Source organism: Nocardia sp. NPDC051321, from assembly GCF_044455225.1.
Lineage (GTDB): Bacteria > Actinomycetota > Actinomycetes > Mycobacteriales > Mycobacteriaceae > Nocardia.
On record NZ_JBITEM010000013.1, the window covers coordinates 22052 to 39563 of the forward strand.

The 17512-nt window shown below is 66.5% G+C and carries 19 protein-coding genes and 1 riboswitch; of the genes, 9 read left to right on the top strand and 10 right to left on the bottom strand.

Annotated features, from left to right (window positions below):
• Window positions 1–82: 82 nt before the first annotated feature.
• The gene (locus tag ACIA8C_RS29695) at window positions 83–1231 is read left to right on the top strand and encodes a GTP-binding protein (RefSeq protein ID WP_397140363.1); all 1149 of its coding nucleotides are present in this window, start codon (window positions 83–85) and stop codon (window positions 1229–1231) included.
• Window positions 1232–1306: 75 nt separating this feature from the next.
• Here ACIA8C_RS29695 and ACIA8C_RS29700 read toward each other — a convergent pair whose 3' ends face one another.
• Both ACIA8C_RS29700 and ACIA8C_RS29705 read right to left on the bottom strand, forming a co-directional pair.
• On the bottom strand, window positions 1307–1930 hold the full coding sequence (locus tag ACIA8C_RS29700) for an NAD(P)-dependent oxidoreductase (RefSeq protein WP_397140366.1): 624 nt from the start codon (window positions 1928–1930) through the stop codon (window positions 1307–1309).
• Between the two features lie 162 nt (window positions 1931–2092).
• On the bottom strand, window positions 2093–3229 hold the full coding sequence (locus ACIA8C_RS29705) for an epoxide hydrolase family protein (protein ID WP_397140368.1): 1137 nt from the start codon (window positions 3227–3229) through the stop codon (window positions 2093–2095).
• A gap of 86 nt (window positions 3230–3315) precedes the next feature.
• Here ACIA8C_RS29705 and ACIA8C_RS29710 point away from each other — a divergent pair, with 86 nt between their 5' ends.
• Window positions 3316–3963, top strand: a complete 648-nt coding sequence (locus ACIA8C_RS29710; protein WP_397140370.1) for a TetR/AcrR family transcriptional regulator — start codon at window positions 3316–3318, stop codon at window positions 3961–3963.
• 79 nt (window positions 3964–4042) lie between these two features.
• A complete protein-coding gene (locus ACIA8C_RS29715) occupies window positions 4043–4450 on the top strand; it encodes a VOC family protein (RefSeq protein ID WP_397140372.1) in 408 nt (135 codons plus the stop codon).
• Between the two features lie 106 nt (window positions 4451–4556).
• On the opposite strand, the gene ACIA8C_RS29720 is transcribed toward ACIA8C_RS29715, so the two are convergent.
• Window positions 4557–5801: a KasA/KasB family beta-ketoacyl-ACP synthase gene (locus ACIA8C_RS29720; protein ID WP_397140374.1), complete on the bottom strand. Its 1245-nt coding sequence runs from the start codon at window positions 5799–5801 to the stop codon at window positions 4557–4559.
• A 39-nt stretch (window positions 5802–5840) separates the two neighbouring features.
• Here ACIA8C_RS29720 and ACIA8C_RS29725 point away from each other — a divergent pair, with 39 nt between their 5' ends.
• On the top strand, window positions 5841–6398 hold the full coding sequence (locus ACIA8C_RS29725; RefSeq protein ID WP_397140377.1) for a TetR/AcrR family transcriptional regulator: 558 nt from the start codon (window positions 5841–5843) through the stop codon (window positions 6396–6398).
• 80 nt (window positions 6399–6478) lie between these two features.
• A complete protein-coding gene (locus ACIA8C_RS29730; protein WP_397140379.1) occupies window positions 6479–8017 on the top strand; it encodes an MFS transporter in 1539 nt (512 codons plus the stop codon).
• Window positions 8018–8025: 8 nt separating this feature from the next.
• On the opposite strand, the gene ACIA8C_RS29735 is transcribed toward ACIA8C_RS29730, so the two are convergent.
• On the bottom strand, window positions 8026–8478 hold the full coding sequence (locus tag ACIA8C_RS29735) for a MarR family winged helix-turn-helix transcriptional regulator (RefSeq protein ID WP_397140381.1): 453 nt from the start codon (window positions 8476–8478) through the stop codon (window positions 8026–8028).
• A gap of 57 nt (window positions 8479–8535) precedes the next feature.
• Between ACIA8C_RS29735 and ACIA8C_RS29740 the strand changes: the two genes are divergently transcribed.
• Complete coding sequence (locus ACIA8C_RS29740) at window positions 8536–8943, top strand: VOC family protein (RefSeq protein WP_397140384.1); 408 nt, start codon at window positions 8536–8538, stop codon at window positions 8941–8943.
• Window positions 8944–8986: 43 nt separating this feature from the next.
• On the top strand, window positions 8987–9484 hold the full coding sequence (locus ACIA8C_RS29745) for a tetratricopeptide repeat protein (RefSeq protein WP_397140385.1): 498 nt from the start codon (window positions 8987–8989) through the stop codon (window positions 9482–9484).
• Window positions 9485–9494: 10 nt separating this feature from the next.
• Here ACIA8C_RS29745 and ACIA8C_RS29750 read toward each other — a convergent pair whose 3' ends face one another.
• A complete protein-coding gene (locus tag ACIA8C_RS29750; protein WP_397140387.1) occupies window positions 9495–9929 on the bottom strand; it encodes a MarR family winged helix-turn-helix transcriptional regulator in 435 nt (144 codons plus the stop codon).
• Between the two features lie 81 nt (window positions 9930–10010).
• Here ACIA8C_RS29750 and ACIA8C_RS29755 point away from each other — a divergent pair, with 81 nt between their 5' ends.
• Window positions 10011–11435 carry a DHA2 family efflux MFS transporter permease subunit gene (locus ACIA8C_RS29755; RefSeq protein ID WP_397140389.1) on the top strand — a complete coding sequence of 475 codons (1425 nt, stop codon included), beginning with the start codon at window positions 10011–10013 and terminating at the stop codon, window positions 11433–11435.
• A 26-nt stretch (window positions 11436–11461) separates the two neighbouring features.
• Here ACIA8C_RS29755 and ACIA8C_RS29760 read toward each other — a convergent pair whose 3' ends face one another.
• From ACIA8C_RS29760 to ACIA8C_RS29770, 3 genes are all read right to left on the bottom strand, one after another.
• On the bottom strand, window positions 11462–11875 hold the full coding sequence (locus tag ACIA8C_RS29760) for a hypothetical protein (protein WP_397140391.1): 414 nt from the start codon (window positions 11873–11875) through the stop codon (window positions 11462–11464).
• Between the two features lie 220 nt (window positions 11876–12095).
• Window positions 12096–12497: a hypothetical protein gene (locus ACIA8C_RS29765; protein ID WP_397140393.1), complete on the bottom strand. Its 402-nt coding sequence runs from the start codon at window positions 12495–12497 to the stop codon at window positions 12096–12098.
• Window positions 12498–12690: 193 nt separating this feature from the next.
• The gene (locus ACIA8C_RS29770) at window positions 12691–13119 is read right to left on the bottom strand and encodes an SRPBCC family protein (protein WP_397140395.1); all 429 of its coding nucleotides are present in this window, start codon (window positions 13117–13119) and stop codon (window positions 12691–12693) included.
• A 173-nt stretch (window positions 13120–13292) separates the two neighbouring features.
• On the opposite strand from ACIA8C_RS29770, the gene ACIA8C_RS29775 reads away from it, so the two are divergent.
• Complete coding sequence (locus tag ACIA8C_RS29775) at window positions 13293–14159, top strand: hypothetical protein (RefSeq protein ID WP_397140397.1); 867 nt, start codon at window positions 13293–13295, stop codon at window positions 14157–14159.
• Between the two features lie 66 nt (window positions 14160–14225).
• Here ACIA8C_RS29775 and thiC read toward each other — a convergent pair whose 3' ends face one another.
• A complete protein-coding gene (gene thiC / locus ACIA8C_RS29780) occupies window positions 14226–15875 on the bottom strand; it encodes a phosphomethylpyrimidine synthase ThiC (protein WP_397140399.1) in 1650 nt (549 codons plus the stop codon).
• Window positions 15868–15976, bottom strand: a riboswitch (TPP riboswitch). Its footprint overlaps the gene before it by 8 nt.
• Window positions 15977–16103: 127 nt before the next feature.
• Complete coding sequence (locus ACIA8C_RS29785) at window positions 16104–17498, bottom strand: lipase family protein (protein ID WP_397140401.1); 1395 nt, start codon at window positions 17496–17498, stop codon at window positions 16104–16106.
• Window positions 17499–17512: the final 14 nt, after the last annotated feature.

Consider the following 17512-nt stretch of genomic DNA (forward strand, 5'->3'; position numbering starts at 1 on the left):
ACCCTACGACCGTTCGCCCGCGCTGCCACGCGCAACCGGTACCCCCGCGCTAGCAGCAAATGAAAACCATTATCATTAAGGCATGATCACCGCACCGACCTCCGACCTGCTCCCCGTCACCGTGCTGTCCGGTTTCCTCGGTGCGGGCAAAACGACGCTGCTCAACCACATCCTCGCCAACCGGGAGGGCCGCCGGGTCGCGGTCATCGTCAACGACATGAGCGAGGTCAACATCGATGCCGCGCTCGTCGCCGGCCAGGGTCAGCTCGACCGCACCGAGGAGAAGTTGGTCGAGCTGACCAACGGCTGCATTTGCTGCACGCTGCGCGAGGACCTCATCGAGGCGGTGGGCAGGCTGGCGCGCGAGGGCCGATTCGATCAGCTGGTCATCGAGTCGACCGGCATCTCCGAGCCGATGCCGGTGGCCGCGACCTTCGACTGGGAGTTCGAAGACGGGTTCAAGCTCGGCGACATCGCGCGACTGGACACCATGGTGACGGTGGTCGACGCGTCCACCTTCCTCGCCGAGGTGGCCAAGGGGCAGGCGCTGGCCGAGCGGAATCTGCAAGCGGGCGAAGGGGATGCGCGCACCATCGCCGACCTGCTGGTGGATCAGGTGGAATTCGCCGATGTGCTCCTGGTGAACAAGACCGACCTGGTCGGTGCGGCGGCGGCCGGGGCGGTGGAAGCGACTGTGCGCAAGCTCAATCCGCGCGCGCACGTGCTGCGCACGACCAATGGTGTCGTCGACCTGGCCGAGGTGCTCGGCACCGGTAGGTACAACCCGGTGGTCGCCGCCGAGGCCGAGGGCTGGGAAGAGGAACTGGCGGGCGGGCATACGCCGGAGACCGAGGAGTACGGCATCCGCAGCCTCACCTACATCGCGGCGCGGCCGTTCCATCCGCAGCGCCTGTCCGAGGCACTCGGCGAACTGCGAGGGTTGTTGCGCAGCAAGGGTTTCTGCTGGATCGCCAGCCGGGCTACCCTGGCGGCCATCTGGTCGCAGGCCGGGCCCAATCTCGTCTTCGAGCCCGCCGCGTGGTGGTCGGCGCTGGAAGTGCCTGCCGGACAGGAGATCGTCTTCATCGGCATCGAGCTCGATCGGGACAAGGTTCGTGCCTTGCTCGACAACGCGCTGCTGACCGACGCGGAATTCGCCGAGGGCCCCGCCGAATGGTCCCGGTACCCCGACCCGTTTCCGGTCTGGGGTGAGCCGCACGAGCACGCGTGACGACCGCGACCCATGCCCGGCGATTCCGGGGCGTGGGTCGCGGCGGTCCGATCGACGCGGGCACGTGTCGCGGCCTCAGTTGGAGATGCCAGGAGCTTGGTACAGATAGGTATTGTCGTCCAGCTGCTCGAGCATGAAGTCGGCGACATCGGCGCGGGAGATCTTCAGCGACAGGCCGCGCTCGTCGGCGGGGAAACCGCGCCGGAAGGCCCGGGTGCGCGGGCCGTCGGTGAACGCGCTCGGCCGCACGATGGTCCAGTCCAGGTCGCTGGCCAGCACGTACGCCTCCTGCTGCACGTGATCGGCATAGGCTTGGCGCAGCAGCATCCCGAACATCAGGTACTTCCACACGAAGTTCAGGTTGCCCCGGCTATCGCCGACGCCAAGCGTGGTCTGCACGACCAACCGCTTGACCCCGGTCCTGGCCATCGCCGCCAGCACCGCGAGGGTGCCCTCGGCCCGGATCACGCCCTTGCGGCCCGCGCCAAGCGAGATGAGCACGGCATCCTGGCCGACGAGCGCGCGACCGACCGAATTGGTATCGAGCACATCACCTTCCATGATGTACAGCCGCTCGTGCCGCTGCGCGAGGCGCGTCGCGTCGCGGGTGAAGGCGGTTACCTCGTGCCCCTCCTCGATGGCCTGCGCGACAACCAGGCGACCGACCGTGCTAGTGGCTCCGAAGACTGCGATCTTCATGGTGTTCCTCTCCTCTGGTGAAAGCCGTTGAGCTGGTGGTGAATCCAGTACAACAGCGCGGAGTGAGACGAACCATGGCTCTGAGTCTCGATAACATAAGAGACTGTCTCGAGTGGTCGATGGCCCGCACCCGGCGTGCGGGTGCGGGCCCTGTGGGCGAATTCAGCCGATCTTGGCGAAGAAGCGCCGGATGTCGCCGACCAGCAGCTCGGGCGCCTCGTGCGCGGCGAAGTGGCACGCGGCGTCGTTCGGGCCGCCGATCACCGAGCCCGCGTCGTAGGAATTCCAGCTGACGATGTTGCCGTGATCCCGCTCGGCGAACCGGCGGATCGACTGGAAATCACCCTTGAACATGGCCAGCGCGGTCGGGGTCGTGGTCGGCCCGGCCGGGCGGTCGGTGCTGTGCGCCTCCTCGTAGTAGAACCGGACCGAGGACGCGGCGGTGCCGGTCAGCCAGTACAGGGCGACGTTGGCGATGACGAACTCGGCGTCCAGGCTTTCGCCGAAAAGCTGTGCGTTCCAACCCAACAGGCCGAGCGGCGAGTCGGTGAGCGCGTAGGCCAGCGTCTGCGGCTGCTGGCTGCACAGGATATTGAAGGCCATCTTGTTGTCCTGGAACCACTTCAGGTGCGCCAGCGCCGCCAGATCCGCTGGCGAGAGGTCGACGAACTCGGCCGGATCGCCGGACGGGAACGAAAACAGCTGCGTCACATGGACACCCACCACGCGGTCCGGCACCATCCGACCGATCTCCGGGGAGACCATCGAGCCGCCGTCGTTGCCGATCGCGCCGAAGCGCTGGTAGCCGAGCCGATCCATCAACTCGATCCAGGCCTTGGCGACGCGCCGCATGGTCCATCCGGTGCTGTGCGTCGGACCGGAGAAGCCCATCCCGGGCAGGGCCGGAATCACCACGTGGAAGGCGGCGTCCTCGGCCGACTCCGGCGCGGTCAGCGACTCGATGAGGTCGAGGAACTCGAGCACCGAGCCGGGCCAGCCGTGGGTGAGGATCACCGGCAGCGCGTCCGCGCGGTCCGACCGGATGTGCAGGAAGTAGATGTTCTCGCCATCGATCTCGGTGGTGAACTGCGGGTAGGCGTTCAGCTTCGCCTCGACCGCCCGCCAGTCGAAGCTCTCCAGCCAGTACTGCGCGAGGGCGCGCACCCGATCGCCGGGCACGCCGTAGGAGTCGCCGACGCCCGGCAGCTCGCTCGGCCACAGTGCGCGGCGCAGGCGGTCGGACAGGTCGTCGAGCTGGGCCTGCGGGATGTTGATCTGGAAGGGCTTGATGCTGCTCACGGCGTTCTCCTTGTGAAACGGAATGCTTCGTTCTGTTCGAACCGTAGCAGAACGGATCGTTCCGTTTCAAGTGTTATCCTGAAGTCATGCCGAAACCACCCGATGCGCCAGCTCAGCGCGCCTTGCCCGGCCGTAAGGCGCAGGCGGCCCGCAACGACGGGCTGATCCTCGATGCCGCGCGCGCCGTGTTCCTGGCCGACGCCAATGCCCCCATCGCCGCCGTCGCCGAGCGGGCGGGAGTGGGGATCAGCGCGCTGTATCGCCGCTACCCGAGCAAAGAAGTCCTACTGCGCACGCTCTGTTACGACGGGCTGCGCCGCTACAACGCGGAAGCCGATGCCGCGCTGGCGGATTCGGACGGCTGGCGGGGGCTGGTCGGCTTCCTGGAGCGGGTCGTCGACGCCGACGTGCACTCGCTGACGGTGCACCTGGCAGGCACCTTCACCCCGGACGACTCGATCCTGCCCGAGGTCAGGCACTCGGGCACGGCGAACGACGAGATCGTGCGCCGCGCGCAGGCCACCGGCCGGCTACGCCCGGGGGTCACCTCCGAGGACCTCGGCCTCATCCTGGAATCGTGTGCGGCCATCTCGATGCCCGACCCGGACCGCACGGCGCAGTTGCGCCGCCGGGTGCTGGCCATGCTGGTCGCAGGCCTGTCCGCGGACGGTGATCTGCCCGGCCCCCCGCCCAAGGCGGGCGAGTTCGCCTGGCGCTGGGAGCGGCGGCAATGAGCCGTCGCGCCGAGGAGGCGAATTCGCCCGCCACGCGGTTCGCGCTGGTAGAAATACCCCAGTCGGGAAAGGACTCGCGATGAACTGGACGTTGGAGGTAGTGATCGTCCCGGTGTCGGACATCGACCGGGCGAAGGATTTCTACTCGCGAAAACTGGGATTCGCCGTCGACCACGACGTGGTGCCCGGCGAGGGGATGCGCATCGTGCAGCTCACCCCGCCCGGCTCCGGCTGCTCCATCGTGATCGGCGAGGGCGCCGTCCCGAAAATGGTGCCCGGCTCGCTGCAGGGCCTGCAACTGGTCGTGCCCGATATCCGAAAGGCGCACGCCGAGTTGGTATCTCGCGGGGTCGACGTGGGTGACATCCAGGTGCTCGGCGCGAACCCGTCCGACGTTGCCGACCCGCTGGACAATGTCGGCTTTCTCTTCTTCACCGACCCCGACGGCAACGGCTGGTCCGTCCAGCAGATCTCGACTCGCTCCTGACCGCTGGTCCCGGGAGGCGAGAAGCAGGGTTCTGCGAGGTGTTCGGCCTACGAATTCCGCGACGACGGTTTCGGGTGCCGGATTCCGGCCGGTGCTGTCGGCGGAGCTAAACCCGGCCGAAGGCCAGTGCCACATTGTGGCCGCCGAAGCCGAACGAGTTGTTCAGCGCGTAGTCGATCCGCTGCTTGCGTGCTACGCCGCTGACGATGTCCAGGTCGATCTCCGGGTCGCGATTGTCGAGATTTAAGGTGGGCGGGACGATTTGGTCGCGCAGCGTCAGCATGGTGACCAGCGATTCGAGGGCGCCCACCGCGCCGATCGAGTGGCCAAGTGCGGATTTCGGGGCATAGATCGAGGCATGTGGTGCCACGGCGGCGATCGCGTTGGCCTCCGACGCATCGCCGATCGAGGTCGACGTCGCGTGCGCGTTGATGTGCTGGATGTCCGAAACCTGAAGTCCCGCAGTCTGTATCGCCTTACGCATGGCCCGCGCCGCGCCGACACCCGCCGGTTCCGAGGCGACGATGTGATAGGCGTCGGAGGTGATTCCCGCGCCGAGCACCCGACCGTGGATCTCGGCGCCGCGGGCTCGTGCGTGCCGCTCCGATTCGAGCACCAGCAGTGCGCCCGCCTCGCCGAAGACGAATCCGTCCCGGTCTCGATCGAACGGCCGGGACGCCCGCTCCGGTTCGTCGTTGCGGGTGCTCATCGCCCGCATCATGGCGAAGCTAGCGATGGGCACCGCGTGGATGTGGCCCTCGACGCCGCCCGTGACGACGACGTCGGCCTCGTCAGTGCTGATCAGCCGCCAGGCCTGCGCGATCGCCTCCGAGCCGGACGAGCACGCCGAGACAGGCGCGAAAACGCCTGCCTTGGCGCCGATTTCGAGGCCGACGGTGGCGGCGGGGCCGTTCGGCATCACCATCGGCACCGACATCGGCGACACCTTCCGATAGCCGCCGGCCCGCATCGCGTCGACCGCGTTGATCAGCGCGTCCCCGCCGCCGAGCCCGGTGCCGATGGCAACCGCGAGCCGCTCGCCGTCCAGCTCGGGAGCGCCGGCATGCTGCCAGACCGTGCGGCCGAGCACCAGCGCCAGCTGCTCGACATAGGACAGTCGTCGCTGTTCGATCCTGGTCAACCGCTCGCCGGGATGTGACTTCAGCTTCCCGCCGATGCGGACCGGCAGGTCGTACTCGGCGACGAAGTCCTCGGCGAGCACGCCGATGCCGCTGTGCCCGAGCAGCAGCTCCGACCAGGTCGTATCCATGTCCTCGGCGAGCGAGGTGGTGGCCGCGTAGCCGGTGACGACGACGGAATCCCGAGTTTCTGAAGCGATTGTTACAGTCACGATGTCATGGATACCTGTACCAGTCGCTACAGTCAACTCATGGCTCGCCCCCTAGACCACGCGAAACGCGCCGACCTGCTGGCCGCCGTGGTGCGCTACATCGCCGACCACGGCCTCGCGGAGCTGTCGTTGCGGCCGCTCGCCGCCGAGCTCGGCACCAGCTCGCGCATGCTGATCTACTACTTCACCACCAAGGAAGAGCTGCTGGTCCAGGCGCTCGGCACGCAGCGCCCCGACCTCGCGGCGCTGTTCTCCGAGGTCGCCGATGTCGCCGAGCTGCGCGGGCAACTGTGGGAATTCTGGCGAGCCAACACCTCCGGCGAAGGCCGTACCAGCGTCCGGGTGATGTTGCAGGTCCTCGGCGCGTCTTGTGCCGCGCACAGCCCGTACGCCGAGTACGCCAAGACCGCCATCGCGGCCTTCGTCGACTCGCTCGCCGACGGGCTGCGTGGATTGCCTGCTGTCGAGGATCCGGAGCTTGTTGCGACACTGCTTGTTTCGGGCCTGCGCGGCATACTCCAGGATCGCCTGATCACCGGCGAGGTCGACCGCACCGACCGCGCCGCCCGGCTACTGATCGACCAAGCCCTCCAGTAGCCGTCGGTAGCGACCGGCGCGGTTACTTGGTGTTTGCTAGAGCGCGGTGGATGCTGGCTTGGGGCGAGCGAGGAGGCGGGATGACTACGAGCGTGCCTGGTCCGGCTGGCGGCACGTCGACGGTGGGCGGCGTGCGGTGGATGATGCTCGCCGTGCTGTGCGCCAGCCTGCTGCTTGTGGCGATGGACGCCACCATTCTGAACGTCGCGCTACCGTCGCTGATCGCCGACCTGCGAGTGGGCCAGCTCGAGCAGCTGTGGATCATCGACGTCTACGGACTGGTGCTCGGCGGCCTGCTGATCACCACCGGGGCGGTCGGTGACCGGGTCGGCCGAAAGTTGCTGTTCCTGATGGGTTTCGTGCTCTTCGGCGTGGCCTCGGTGGTGGCGGCGACGTCGCATAGCGCGTGGCAGCTGATCGCCGGGCGGGTGCTGCTCGCCGTCGGCGGCGCGATGGTGATGCCGTCGACCTTGTCCTTGATCAGGAACATCTTCACCGATGTGCGGGAGCGCACGCTCGCCATCGGCATCTGGGCCGCGGTGGCGGGTGCGGGCGCGACCATCGGCCCGATCGTCGGCGGCGTGCTGGTGGAGCGGTTCGGCTGGGCCTCGGCGTTCTGGTTGAACGTGCCGGTGGTCCTGCTCACCGTGGCCGTCGGCGCCTGGCTGCTGCCGGAATATCGTGCGCCACAATCGGGTTCGCTCGATTGGCCGGCCGCCGCGCTGTCCATTGCCGGCATCGTCGGATTGGCCTGGGGCATCAAGCATGTCGCCAAGGGCACGCCCGATCCGGTGGACTGGGTGATCCTGGCGCTCGGTGTGCTGCTGCTCGGCTGGTTCGCCCGCCGCCAGCTCGCCGCCGCCGATCCGCTGCTCGATGTGCGGTTGTTCCGCAACGGCGCCTTCTCCGCCGCCGCGCTCGCCACGTTGCTCGCCATGCTCGCGATCGGTGCCGCGCTGTTCCTGATCTCGCTGTGGCTGCAGTACGTACACGGCTACGCACCGTCCGAGGCGGGATTGCGCATGCTGCCCTCGGCGCTGACCCTGCTGGTCGCGTCGCTGGCGACCCCGTGGTTGATGCAGCACATCGGCGTTCGCGCCGTGCTCGCCATCGGGCTCGGTGCGCTGGCCATCGGTTTCCTCGGGCTGGCGCTGAGCCCCGAGCCGACCACGTATCCCGTTGTCGCACTGGTGCTCGCGTCATTCGGCCTCGGCGACGGCCTGGCGATCACCGCGGCCGCCGCCGTCCTGGTCTCCGCGGTGCCGCCCGAACGCGCCGGGCAGGCAGGCGCGGTCTCGGAAACCAACTATGAACTGGGCATCGGTCTCGGCGTCGCCTTGCTGGGCAGTATTCACGGCCGCGTTTTCACCGAGAACATGGTCGGGCTGCCACTGCGCGGCGAAAATCTGGACGAGGCAAGGGAATCCATCGGCGGTGCCGTAGAAGTGGCGGGGCGCCTGGACAATGCGACTGGCGAGCAAGTGCTCGACGCCGCTCGGCACGCCTTCGATGTAGCTCTCACGACTACCGCGTACGTGTCCGCAGCCATCGTCGCAACCGTCGCCATCGTCGCAGTGTGGTTGGTCCCCAAAGGCTTCCGGGTAACCGGCTCGCACTAGCGCCTCGGTCACGCGGGTGGGTAAGCGTGGTCGAAGACGCGGCGCATCAAGTCGGACAGCTGGACGCGTTCCTTCGGGTCCAGCGGCGCAAGGAGATCGTCGCCGACCTGGTGCGCCTCCTTGTTCAGTGCGGTCAGTGCGGTGCGGCCGGTGCGGGTGATGCGCACGGTCATCCGCCGTCGATCGCTATCGTCGCGCGTGCGCTCGACCTGCCCGGCGGTAGCGAGTTCGTCGACGATCTTGGCCACATCGCTGGGGTGGATGGTGAGACGTTCGGCCAGATCACGCTGGGCGTGCGGCCCGAAGTCGGCAAGGGCGGCGAGTATCGCCATGTGCCACAGGCGAAGTCCGCGCGCCGCCAGTCTGTCCGCGAACCGGCCGCGTGCCGCCTTGCCGACCCGCGACAGTAGATAGATATCCAGCCCGAGCAGGCTGGGCGGCAATGCGCGTTCAGCGTCCATTGGCCCATTGTAGGGCCTGACCTATGATAGGTCCGCACCTACTAAATGGAGGATATCGTGGACGCTTTGCACCCCAGACTGCTCGTCACCCGCTTCGCCGACTGCTTCACCTTCTACGCCGCCGTGCTGCCGGACCTGATCGGCGCTGAGCTGATCAAGGGCACCGCCGCGGGGTCATATGCCAATTGGGACGTCGACGAGCAAGCCGTCCTGGTCCTGTTCGACCGCGCCGCCATGGCCGAGGTAGCCGGAACTACCGCGCTGCCTGCGCAATCCGCCCCGGCCCAGGACGCGGTCATGTTCGTCTGTCGCGTCGAAGACGTGGACACGGGCTTGGGCTTGTGCGTCCGGCACGGCGCGACCGTGGTCGCCGCGCCCACCGACCGGGAGCAGTGGGGTCCGGGTCTGCGTACCGCCCACCTGCGTGACCCCGACGGCACCCTGATCGAATTGCAGTCCTACTGACGGTGTCCCGTCACCACCGGGGATCTGTGCGAAAGTGGGCGGCGTGAACCAAGATTGGGAAGAGCGCGTAGCCGCGGCCTGGGCCACCTTCGACGACTACGACGAGGCCCATGCGGGCGAGTTCCGCGCGGTGATCGACGCGCTGGTCGCCGAGCTGCCGAGCGACCACCCACTCGGCCCCTTCGAGCAGGCGGGCGCCTGGGATTCGACGGGCCACTCGGACAAGGCGATTCCGCTGTACCGCGAGGCGCTGGCGCGCGGGCTCGACGGTAGTCAGCGGCGGCAGGCCACGATCCAGCTGTCGAGTTCGCTACGAAATATCGGTAAGGCCGAAGAGGGTGTCGAGCTCTTGACCGAGGAACTCGCCGCCCGCTCCGACGAATTGGACGACGCCGTCCGCGCGTTCCTGGCGCTGTGCCTGTCCACCCTCGGCCGCGACCGCGAGGCATTCGCCCTGGTCCTCAGCGCGCTCGCCTCGCATCTGCCGCGATACCAGCGCTCCACCGCGAATTACGCCCTCGACTTGGCTCAGCCCGAGTAAGGCCGTCGACTCAGCCCGCCGCGTCGGGCTCCTCGCCGATCGCCTTGAGCGCGAGCTGATGCAGGGTGCGCCGCTCCTGCGCGTCGAGACGGCCGAGCACTCGTTCGGTGGCACGTGCTACCTGTTTGTTGGTCTGCGCGCACTGGGCCTTGCCTGCCTGCGTCACGGTAAGCCGGTACTTGCGGCGGTCGTCGGTATCGCGCACCCGGATCACCAGACCTGCCTGCTCCAGGCCGTCGATCAGCCGGACCATCTCGCTGCGGTCGATGCCGAGCGTCTCGGAAACCTGCTGCTGGGACAGCTCGCCGAATTCCTCTAGGCAGGTCAGTACCCAATGGTCGCGCAGCGACGTGCCCAGTTCGGCGTGCACGGCCTTGTGCAGCTTGCCGAGGGCGTAGGTCGGGAAGCGGAGCAGGCTGCGGGGATGCAGGAGGTCATCGGGCATTCCGACATCTTATCTATTGTTGAGTAACAAGATTGTTGATAACCTCCACAATCTCAATACTCTACTAATTTCGGAGGGTCCATGTCGGATACTCGAACGGCGGTGCCAGCCGCCGAGCCCGCACTCGACGCCATCCCCGCCGGGGTCTGGCGGGTCGCGGGCGTCCTCGTCTTCGGCGCGGTAATGAGCATGTTGGACACCTCGCTGGTGAACGTCGGGCTCAACACCATCGCCACTGATCTCGGTGCCACCCTCGATAGCGCGCAGTGGATCGCCAGCGGTTACCTACTCGCGCTCGCGGTCACCTTGCCGCTGGTCGGCTGGCTCGGCAGGCGGTTCGGTCTGGATCGGGTGTGGATCGGGGCGCTCATCGGCTTCACGATTACCTCGGGGTTGTGCGCGTTGGCGCCGAATGTCGGGTGGCTCGTCGCATTACGCATCGCGCAGGGGTTGACCGCCGGGGTGCTGGTGCCCGCGGGGCAGGCCATTATCGGGCAGGTGGCCGGGCCGCATCGGCTGGGCCGGGTGATGAGCGTGGTCGGTATCGCGGTGGTTGCCGCGCCCGCCATCGGACCGACCGTCGGCGGCGTGATGCTGGCCCAACTTCGGTGGGAATGGCTGTTTTTGATCAATATCCCGTTGGGTCTCGTCGCGCTGGTGCTGGCGCTGCGGGTGCTGCCGCGCATCGAGAAATCGGACGCGGGCACCTTCGATTTCGTCGGCTTCGCCCTGATCGGAGCCGGACTGTCGCTGCTGGTCTACGGCCTCGGCGAATTCGGCAGTCGGGGTGAGCTGTTCGCGCCGACGGTGAGTCTGCCGGTGCTGCTCGGTGCGGTCGCGATGGCCGGGTATGTGCTGCGGTCGATGCGCGGACGCGGGCCGAAACTGTTGGACGTCAGCATGTTCCGCAGCCCGGTGTTCAGCGCCGCCAACGCGGCCAACTTCTTCAATGGTGCCTCGCTGTTCGGCTCGATGCTGTTGCTGCCGTTGTACTTTCAGCTGCTGCAGGGGCAGAGCCTGATCGTGACCGGAATGTCGCTCGCCACCTTCGGTTTCGGCGGCATCATCGCGCTGCCGATCGCGGGCCGGTTGACCGATCGGTACGGCGGCGGGGTCGTCGCCATGGTCGGCAACGTGCTGTCTGTGCTGGTAACCGTGCCGTTCGCGTTCGGCGACGCGTCGATGAACATCGTGGAAATCCAAATCCTGCTGCTGGCCCGCGGCATCGGCACGGCGTTGACCGGCATCCCGGTCGTTGCCGCCGCCTACGCCGCGGTCCACCGCGATCAACTCTCCGATGCGGCGTCGACAGTGAACATCCTGCAGCGCGTCGGCGGTTCGATCGGCGCGGCACTGCTCGCCGTGGTCCTCTACCGATCAGCCGCTGCGGGCCTGCCCGTCGACGCCGGTTTCCGTCAGGCGTTCTGGTGGCTCACCGGCGCCACCGCGATCTCATTGATCGCATCGATCTGGTTGTGGCGCACGGAGGTTCGACTGCGTCGCTGATCGCCGCCGAGCGGCCTGCTTCCCGGCTACCCCGCGGTCCCGTCGGCCGAAGTCGTAGCCAACGATTCATTGAGAACGAGGTCGGAATCCAGGGCATCCTCGGGCGGCGTGGCCTTGATGCTGATCTTGCTATTGACCTTGTTGCCATGCGTACCGGGGCCGAGATCGGTCTCGATGGTGGTGAATGTCGGTTTCCCGCTGCATGTCAGGTTGTCGATTTTCCCGCTGCGTTCGGGGCCGCCAGCATAGGCAACCTTGACCTCGATGGTCGCTGTGTCGCCCTTGGTGCAGTCATAGGCGGCGATAACGGAACCATCGATATGAGACACCTTGAATACAGCGACGTTCGCGTCGCCGTCGGAAGATTCGGCGTGCGCGATAGGTGTCACGATCAACGCGATAGCACTCGAAAGTGCGAGCGTACCAACAAATTTGCGCACAGAGATCTTCCCTCTCGTCGGATGAAGTGGGTGTGCGTCCGGTAGCGGTCGGGTCCAACCGGCCGCTACGCCACACACCCACGCATTCGTTGCCGCGGAGATTCCGGATGGCATAGCCATTCCAGCACCGAGCGCCGCGGCCCGGAGCCACCCCGCCCTCGGGCTGGCGTGTCGATTCGGATTCAGCCTGTGGCGCGGCGTGGGCCGCCTGGCCCATTCGTCATGCGTCGAGGGCCGCAGTGATCTTGCGAGCCATCGCGGCCACAGCGGGGCTCGGCTCGCCCTTGCGGGGCGCGACGGCGGATTCGATAGCGATGAGGACGGTGTCGCGGAAGTTGTCGGCCTCGCCCGGGTACTGCTCACCGAGCAGATGCACGGCAGCGGTCAGGTTCGGCAGTACGGTGTCGGCAAGTTCGGCGACCGACCTGCCCGGCAGGTGAATATCTTTGGACCTGGCGGACAGTACATGCCCGACCAGTCCGGTCGCCGAGGTCAGGGCGTTGGAGCCGTGGGTGAGGCCCTTGTGCGGTGCGCCCGCCGCGGCCATCAGCGCAACGGCGCCGTAGGCGGCGGTCCGCAGGGTGCTCTTGTCCTGGTCGGTGAGGGTGATGGTGCTGGACATGTCGTGTACTCCTCGAAATCTGTTGTGGCACTGTGTCGGTGCCGTTTGTTCGATGTACACACTGTCGCTGGGCAGCCTGACACCGACCTGACACGCACCTGACACCTGTGTCGCCACACCGCGTGCCGCACCAACGGCGCCTTGGCGGAATTGCGGCAGCAGGGCCTGATCCGGCATCTCGGGCTTTCGGCGGTCAATGCCGAGCTGCCATCTGCCGCTCGGCCAACGCGACCAGCTTGTCGACGGTCGGCGGCAGTTCCTTCGACAGGATCGCGCGCATGATCGGACGCAAAATGATCGCGGTCGGGCCTGCCACGCTGATGTCGAACGTGACCGCACATCCGTCGCCAGTGGCCTCGATGCGGTGCACCCAGTCCATCTGCCCGCCAAGCGGGAGGAAGAATCGATCCGTATAGCGCTCCGGGCGAACGCATTCGATGATCTCCCAGGCGCGCTCGGGCTGCCCTTTGAGCTTCACCGAACCGCGCCCACCCAATCTGAATGAGCCCGCTATCGACTCCAGCGCGCCGTCCCAGCGAGTGCGGCCTGCGATGTCGGCGAACAATTCCCAGATCGCCTCCGGGGCGGCAGTGGTAGCGCGGGTGACAGTAATGACCTTCATGGCAGGCCCTTCGTTCTGATGCAGAGGCCGATGCGACCTATAGTACAAATGTGTTAGACATTTGTACTATAGCTCTAGGAGTCGGGGACCGCAACGGCGAGTTCGCCCCTGCATTATCGAACGTATGTTCGATACACTGGAGTCGAGTAGGTGCCGGACGAGAGCGAGGGGTTATGCGCGAGTCGTCTTCGGGTCTGTTGAAATTGCTGGTCAATGAGGTTGCGGTGCGGCATGGGTACGGGTGTGCGGAATCCGACGGGGAATTCGTGCTCTCGGGCCGAGGGGCCGGTCGGATCGTGCTCCCGTGTACTCGGCTGGAGCGGCGGGTCGCTCGCGCGCCACGGCAGCTGTGGGCAACGCTTGTCGGCGATCGATTGGATATGCAGATCGCCGACCTGGCCGCCGGGCATCTCGATATGTCTCGGCTGGAGTCCGTGCGCACGCTGCTGCGGACCAGGCTCTGCTCGGCGCGCACGAAAGGACTGATCAACGATGTGCGGCGACTGGTCGCGCCCGGGCTGCTGCAGCGGGTGCTGATCGACTTCGGCGACATCGTGACGCCGGTGACCTACACCAACGCGAAGTGTTGGGGTGCAACGGAATCCGATCTGTTCGAGATCGCCGAGCGCAACACCAGGGCGGACGGCGGGCTCGATCTGCTTGCCACCGAGATCGATGGCATGGACGACGCCGACATCCACATGCTCTACGGTGCTTCCGATTTCGTCACCGCGCACGTGCGCTGGCTCGACGACTATCCGGTGGTAGGGCCATGGGGCGCGCTGCTCGTCATCCCGGGCCACACCCACCTGCTTGTCCACCCGATCACCGGGCCGACCGTTTTCGCGGGCACCAGCCTGCTCGCCCAGCTGCTGGTTGCGGGGGAGGCCGAGTCGAGGCCGGTCAGCCGCTCGATCTACTGGTGGCGCAACCGCATCACCGTCGATATCGCCGCAACCATCCGCGGCAGCGGCGATCGGATGGAAGTCGTCCCCGCCGATCCGCTCGAGTCACTGCTCGAGATCATGCGCGGGGATTGAAACGACCGGTTCCCGCACGCATGGGGGTGCGGGAACCGGATTCGTTGCTGGACAGCCGAACTGGGGCTACGTGACGATCGGCAGATAGACCGCGTTGCCGCTGTCGGCGAACTCGGCGGACTTCTCCGCCATCCCGGCCTCGATCGCTTCCACGTCGGTGAGCTGGTTGCGCGCGGCGTACTCGCGGACGTCCGCGGAGATGCGCATCGAGCAGAACTTCGGCCCGCACATGGAGCAGAAGTGCGCGGTCTTGGCGGGCTCGGCGGGCAGCGTTTCGTCGTGGTACGCCCTTGCCGTGTCCGGATCCAGCGACAGCGCGAACTGATCGCGCCAGCGGAATTCGAAACGCGCCTTGGACAATTCGTTGTCCCGGTCCTGCGCGTGCGGGTGTCCCTTGGCCAGGTCGGCGGCGTGCGCGGCGATCTTGTAGGTGATCACACCGACCTTGACGTCGTCCCGATTGGGCAGCCCGAGATGTTCCTTCGGGGTGACGTAGCACAGCATGGCCGTGCCCGCCTGCGCGATGATCGCGGCGCCGATGGCCGAGGTGATGTGGTCATACGCCGGCGCGATATCGGTGGCGAGCGGGCCGAGGGTGTAGAACGGTGCCTCCTCGCACAGCTCCTCCTCGAGCCGCACGTTCTCCACGATCTTGTGCATCGGCACGTGCCCCGGTCCCTCGATCATCACCTGCACGCCATGGGATTTCGCGATCTTCGTCAGCTCGCCGAGGGTGCGCAACTCGGCGAACTGCGCCTCGTCGTTGGCGTCGGCGATGGAGCCGGGCCGCAGGCCGTCACCAAGGGAAAAGGTCACGTCGTACTTGGCCAGGATCTCGCACAGCTCCGCGAAGTGGGTGTACAGGAACGATTCCTGATGATGCGCCAAACACCAAGCGGCCATGATGGATCCGCCGCGCGAGACGATGCCGGTGACCCGCTTGGCGGTCAGCGGCACATAGCGCAGCAGCACGCCCGCGTGCACGGTCATGTAGTCCACACCCTGCTCGCACTGCTCGATCACGGTGTCGCGGTAGATCTCCCAGGTGAGCAGGGTCGGATCGCCGTTCACCTTCTCCAGCGCCTGGTAGATCGGCACGGTGCCGACCGGCACGGGCGAGTTGCGCAGGATCCACTCGCGGGTTTCGTGGATGTTCTTGCCGGTGGACAGGTCCATGATGGTGTCGGCGCCCCAACGGGTGGCCCACACCATCTTCTCGACCTCCTCGGCGATCGAGGACGAGACCGCCGAGTTGCCGATGTTCGCGTTGATCTTCACCAGGAACTTCTTGCCGATAATGGTCGGCTCGAGCTCCGGATGCTTGTGGTTGGCGGGAATCACCGCGCGACCGAGGGCGACCTCGTCGCGCACCAGCTCGGGTGTCACACCCTCGCGGGCGGCGATGAAGCGCATCTCGGGTGTGATGATGCCCTGCCTGGCCCAGGCCAACTGGGTCGGCGGGCTGTCGACCTCGGGCTTGGTCCAGGTATCGCGCAATTTCGGTAGGCCCGACTCCAGGTCGATCTGGGCTGTGTCGTCGGTGTACGGGCCGGAGGTGTCGTAGACGTCGAAATGCTCGCCGTTCGTCAGATTGACCCGACGGACCGGAATGCGCAGCCCGTCTACCTCGGTGTAGTGCTTGACACTGCCTTCGATGGGTCCGGTGGTGACGGTATCGATGATCTCGGAGCCGTCGCTGGACGTAGCAGTAGCCATGGTTGTTCCTCCCTACGCCGGCATTACCCGGTCAGGTTCATACGGTCGACGGCCCTAGCCGTCCTCTCAGCCCGCTGGTGCGAGCCCCCGTTGGCGGTGTGAAATTTTCCAGGCCCGACAGTACCTGCATGTCCTGGGGATCGCCCCATGATCGGACGAGCCCGCCCACAGAAACATGAGCCTGGCCCTCGACCAGGGTTCCGGTCGAGGGCCAGGCAGGCGTGGAACTCAGCGCTCGCGTGGGCCGATCGGGAATCCCAGTGCGCCGAACGTGGCGTTCAGGTTGATCTCGATCTGCGTGAGCAGGGCGTTGAAGTCGGCCAGCATGGACACCACGTTGTCGGTGCGGCAGCCGAACTGGTCGGGGGCGTTCGGGGCGAGCCGCGACTTCAGCCAGTTGAGCGTGTCGGCCATGCCGAGCGACGGCAGGCTCAGATGCTCGCTGAGATGGTCGCGCTTGTAGATGACGGACGCGCCGCCCGCACACCACTGCTGATCCAGCCGGTCATTGGTCCACACCGGCACCGCCTCGTCGAAGACGCCTTGGTACAGGAAGATCGGTGCGGTGGGGATGTTGCGGCCGAGCACCGTCGACTCGAAGACCTCCTTGATCTCGGGAACCTGGAGGAAGTCGGGAATCGGAATGGTCAGCAGTCGCCCGTAGTCCACGAACATCTGGGTGAGGGCGTTGCGCGGCAGGCATGTTCGCTCGGTCCGATCCATCAGCGCCTGACCCTCCGGGGTCAGATACCGATCCGCGGCCTCCTTGAACTTCGGGATCGCCTTGCGCAGCGAGGAAATCCCGATGCCGATCAGGCTGGAGAACATAGATCCGTTGACATGCAGCAGCGACACCACGTCCGATGTCGGTGCACCGAGCGCAACCCCCTTCACATTCAGCTCGGGTGCGTAGGTCGGCTGCATCTCGGCTGCCCAGCCGGAACCCATGCCGCCGCCCGAGTATCCCCACATCGCGACCGGCGTATTCGCGCCGTCCAAGCCGAGTGGTTGGAACCTCTCGGCCGCACGAATGCCGTCGAGGGTCAGGTAGCCGGGTTCCTTCGGAACCGTGAGGTGTCCGTTGACGCCCTCGTAGTCGGGCAGGGAAATCGCCCAGCCTTGACTGATCAGTGCGGCGATCCCGATCAACTCGCTCTGCGAGTGGATGCCCTCGAGTCCGGCTAAGCCGGAACCTTGCTGAAGCACGAACGACGGCGCGCAGTCGAGGCTGGCGCTGTCGTAGTAGAACTGCAGTGAAACCAGCGGCCGGGACCGGTTCGGGTCCGCGCCCGCCGGCAGCACGACGGTGGTGACGGCTGCGGTCGGCTTTTCATCGAGATCGGTTGTGCGATAGAGCAATTGCCAGGCGCGAACATTGATCGGCAGCACGGTCAGAGCGGCAAGATGTACCTCGCGTGACCGCAGCACAGTGCCTGGCTCCTGAGCTTCGAATCCCTCGGGAGGTTGGTAGAACGAATCTTCGTGCGGCAAGGGCATCGCGGCTGCCGGCGTGGGAGTGACTATGCCGGTGAGCAGCACGGTGGCGATGGCAAACGCCATCGTCACCAGCACGGCCACCGCGCGGCGGGCGCGGTGGGGCGGATCCTCAGTGATCACTGACACGTATGTGTCCTTCC

Excerpts from the sequence above, each read along its gene's own strand:
- thiC (WP_397140399.1), bottom strand. The coding sequence starts at position 15,875 with ATGGCTACTGCTACGTCCAGCGACGGCTCCGAGATCATCGATACCGTC.
- ACIA8C_RS29770 (WP_397140395.1), bottom strand. The coding sequence starts at position 13,119 with ATGAAGGTCATTACTGTCACCCGCGCTACCACTGCCGCCCCGGAGGCG.
- ACIA8C_RS29715 (WP_397140372.1), top strand. The coding sequence starts at position 4,043 with ATGAACTGGACGTTGGAGGTAGTGATCGTCCCGGTGTCGGACATCGAC.
- ACIA8C_RS29730 (WP_397140379.1), top strand. The coding sequence starts at position 6,479 with ATGACTACGAGCGTGCCTGGTCCGGCTGGCGGCACGTCGACGGTGGGC.
- ACIA8C_RS29755 (WP_397140389.1), top strand. The coding sequence starts at position 10,011 with ATGTCGGATACTCGAACGGCGGTGCCAGCCGCCGAGCCCGCACTCGAC.
- ACIA8C_RS29735 (WP_397140381.1), bottom strand. The coding sequence starts at position 8,478 with ATGGACGCTGAACGCGCATTGCCGCCCAGCCTGCTCGGGCTGGATATC.
- ACIA8C_RS29695 (WP_397140363.1), top strand. The coding sequence starts at position 83 with ATGATCACCGCACCGACCTCCGACCTGCTCCCCGTCACCGTGCTGTCC.
- ACIA8C_RS29775 (WP_397140397.1), top strand. The coding sequence starts at position 13,293 with ATGCGCGAGTCGTCTTCGGGTCTGTTGAAATTGCTGGTCAATGAGGTT.
- ACIA8C_RS29710 (WP_397140370.1), top strand. The coding sequence starts at position 3,316 with ATGCCGAAACCACCCGATGCGCCAGCTCAGCGCGCCTTGCCCGGCCGT.
- ACIA8C_RS29765 (WP_397140393.1), bottom strand. The coding sequence starts at position 12,497 with ATGTCCAGCACCATCACCCTCACCGACCAGGACAAGAGCACCCTGCGG.
- ACIA8C_RS29750 (WP_397140387.1), bottom strand. The coding sequence starts at position 9,929 with ATGCCCGATGACCTCCTGCATCCCCGCAGCCTGCTCCGCTTCCCGACC.
- ACIA8C_RS29725 (WP_397140377.1), top strand. The coding sequence starts at position 5,841 with ATGGCTCGCCCCCTAGACCACGCGAAACGCGCCGACCTGCTGGCCGCC.
- ACIA8C_RS29700 (WP_397140366.1), bottom strand. The coding sequence starts at position 1,930 with ATGAAGATCGCAGTCTTCGGAGCCACTAGCACGGTCGGTCGCCTGGTT.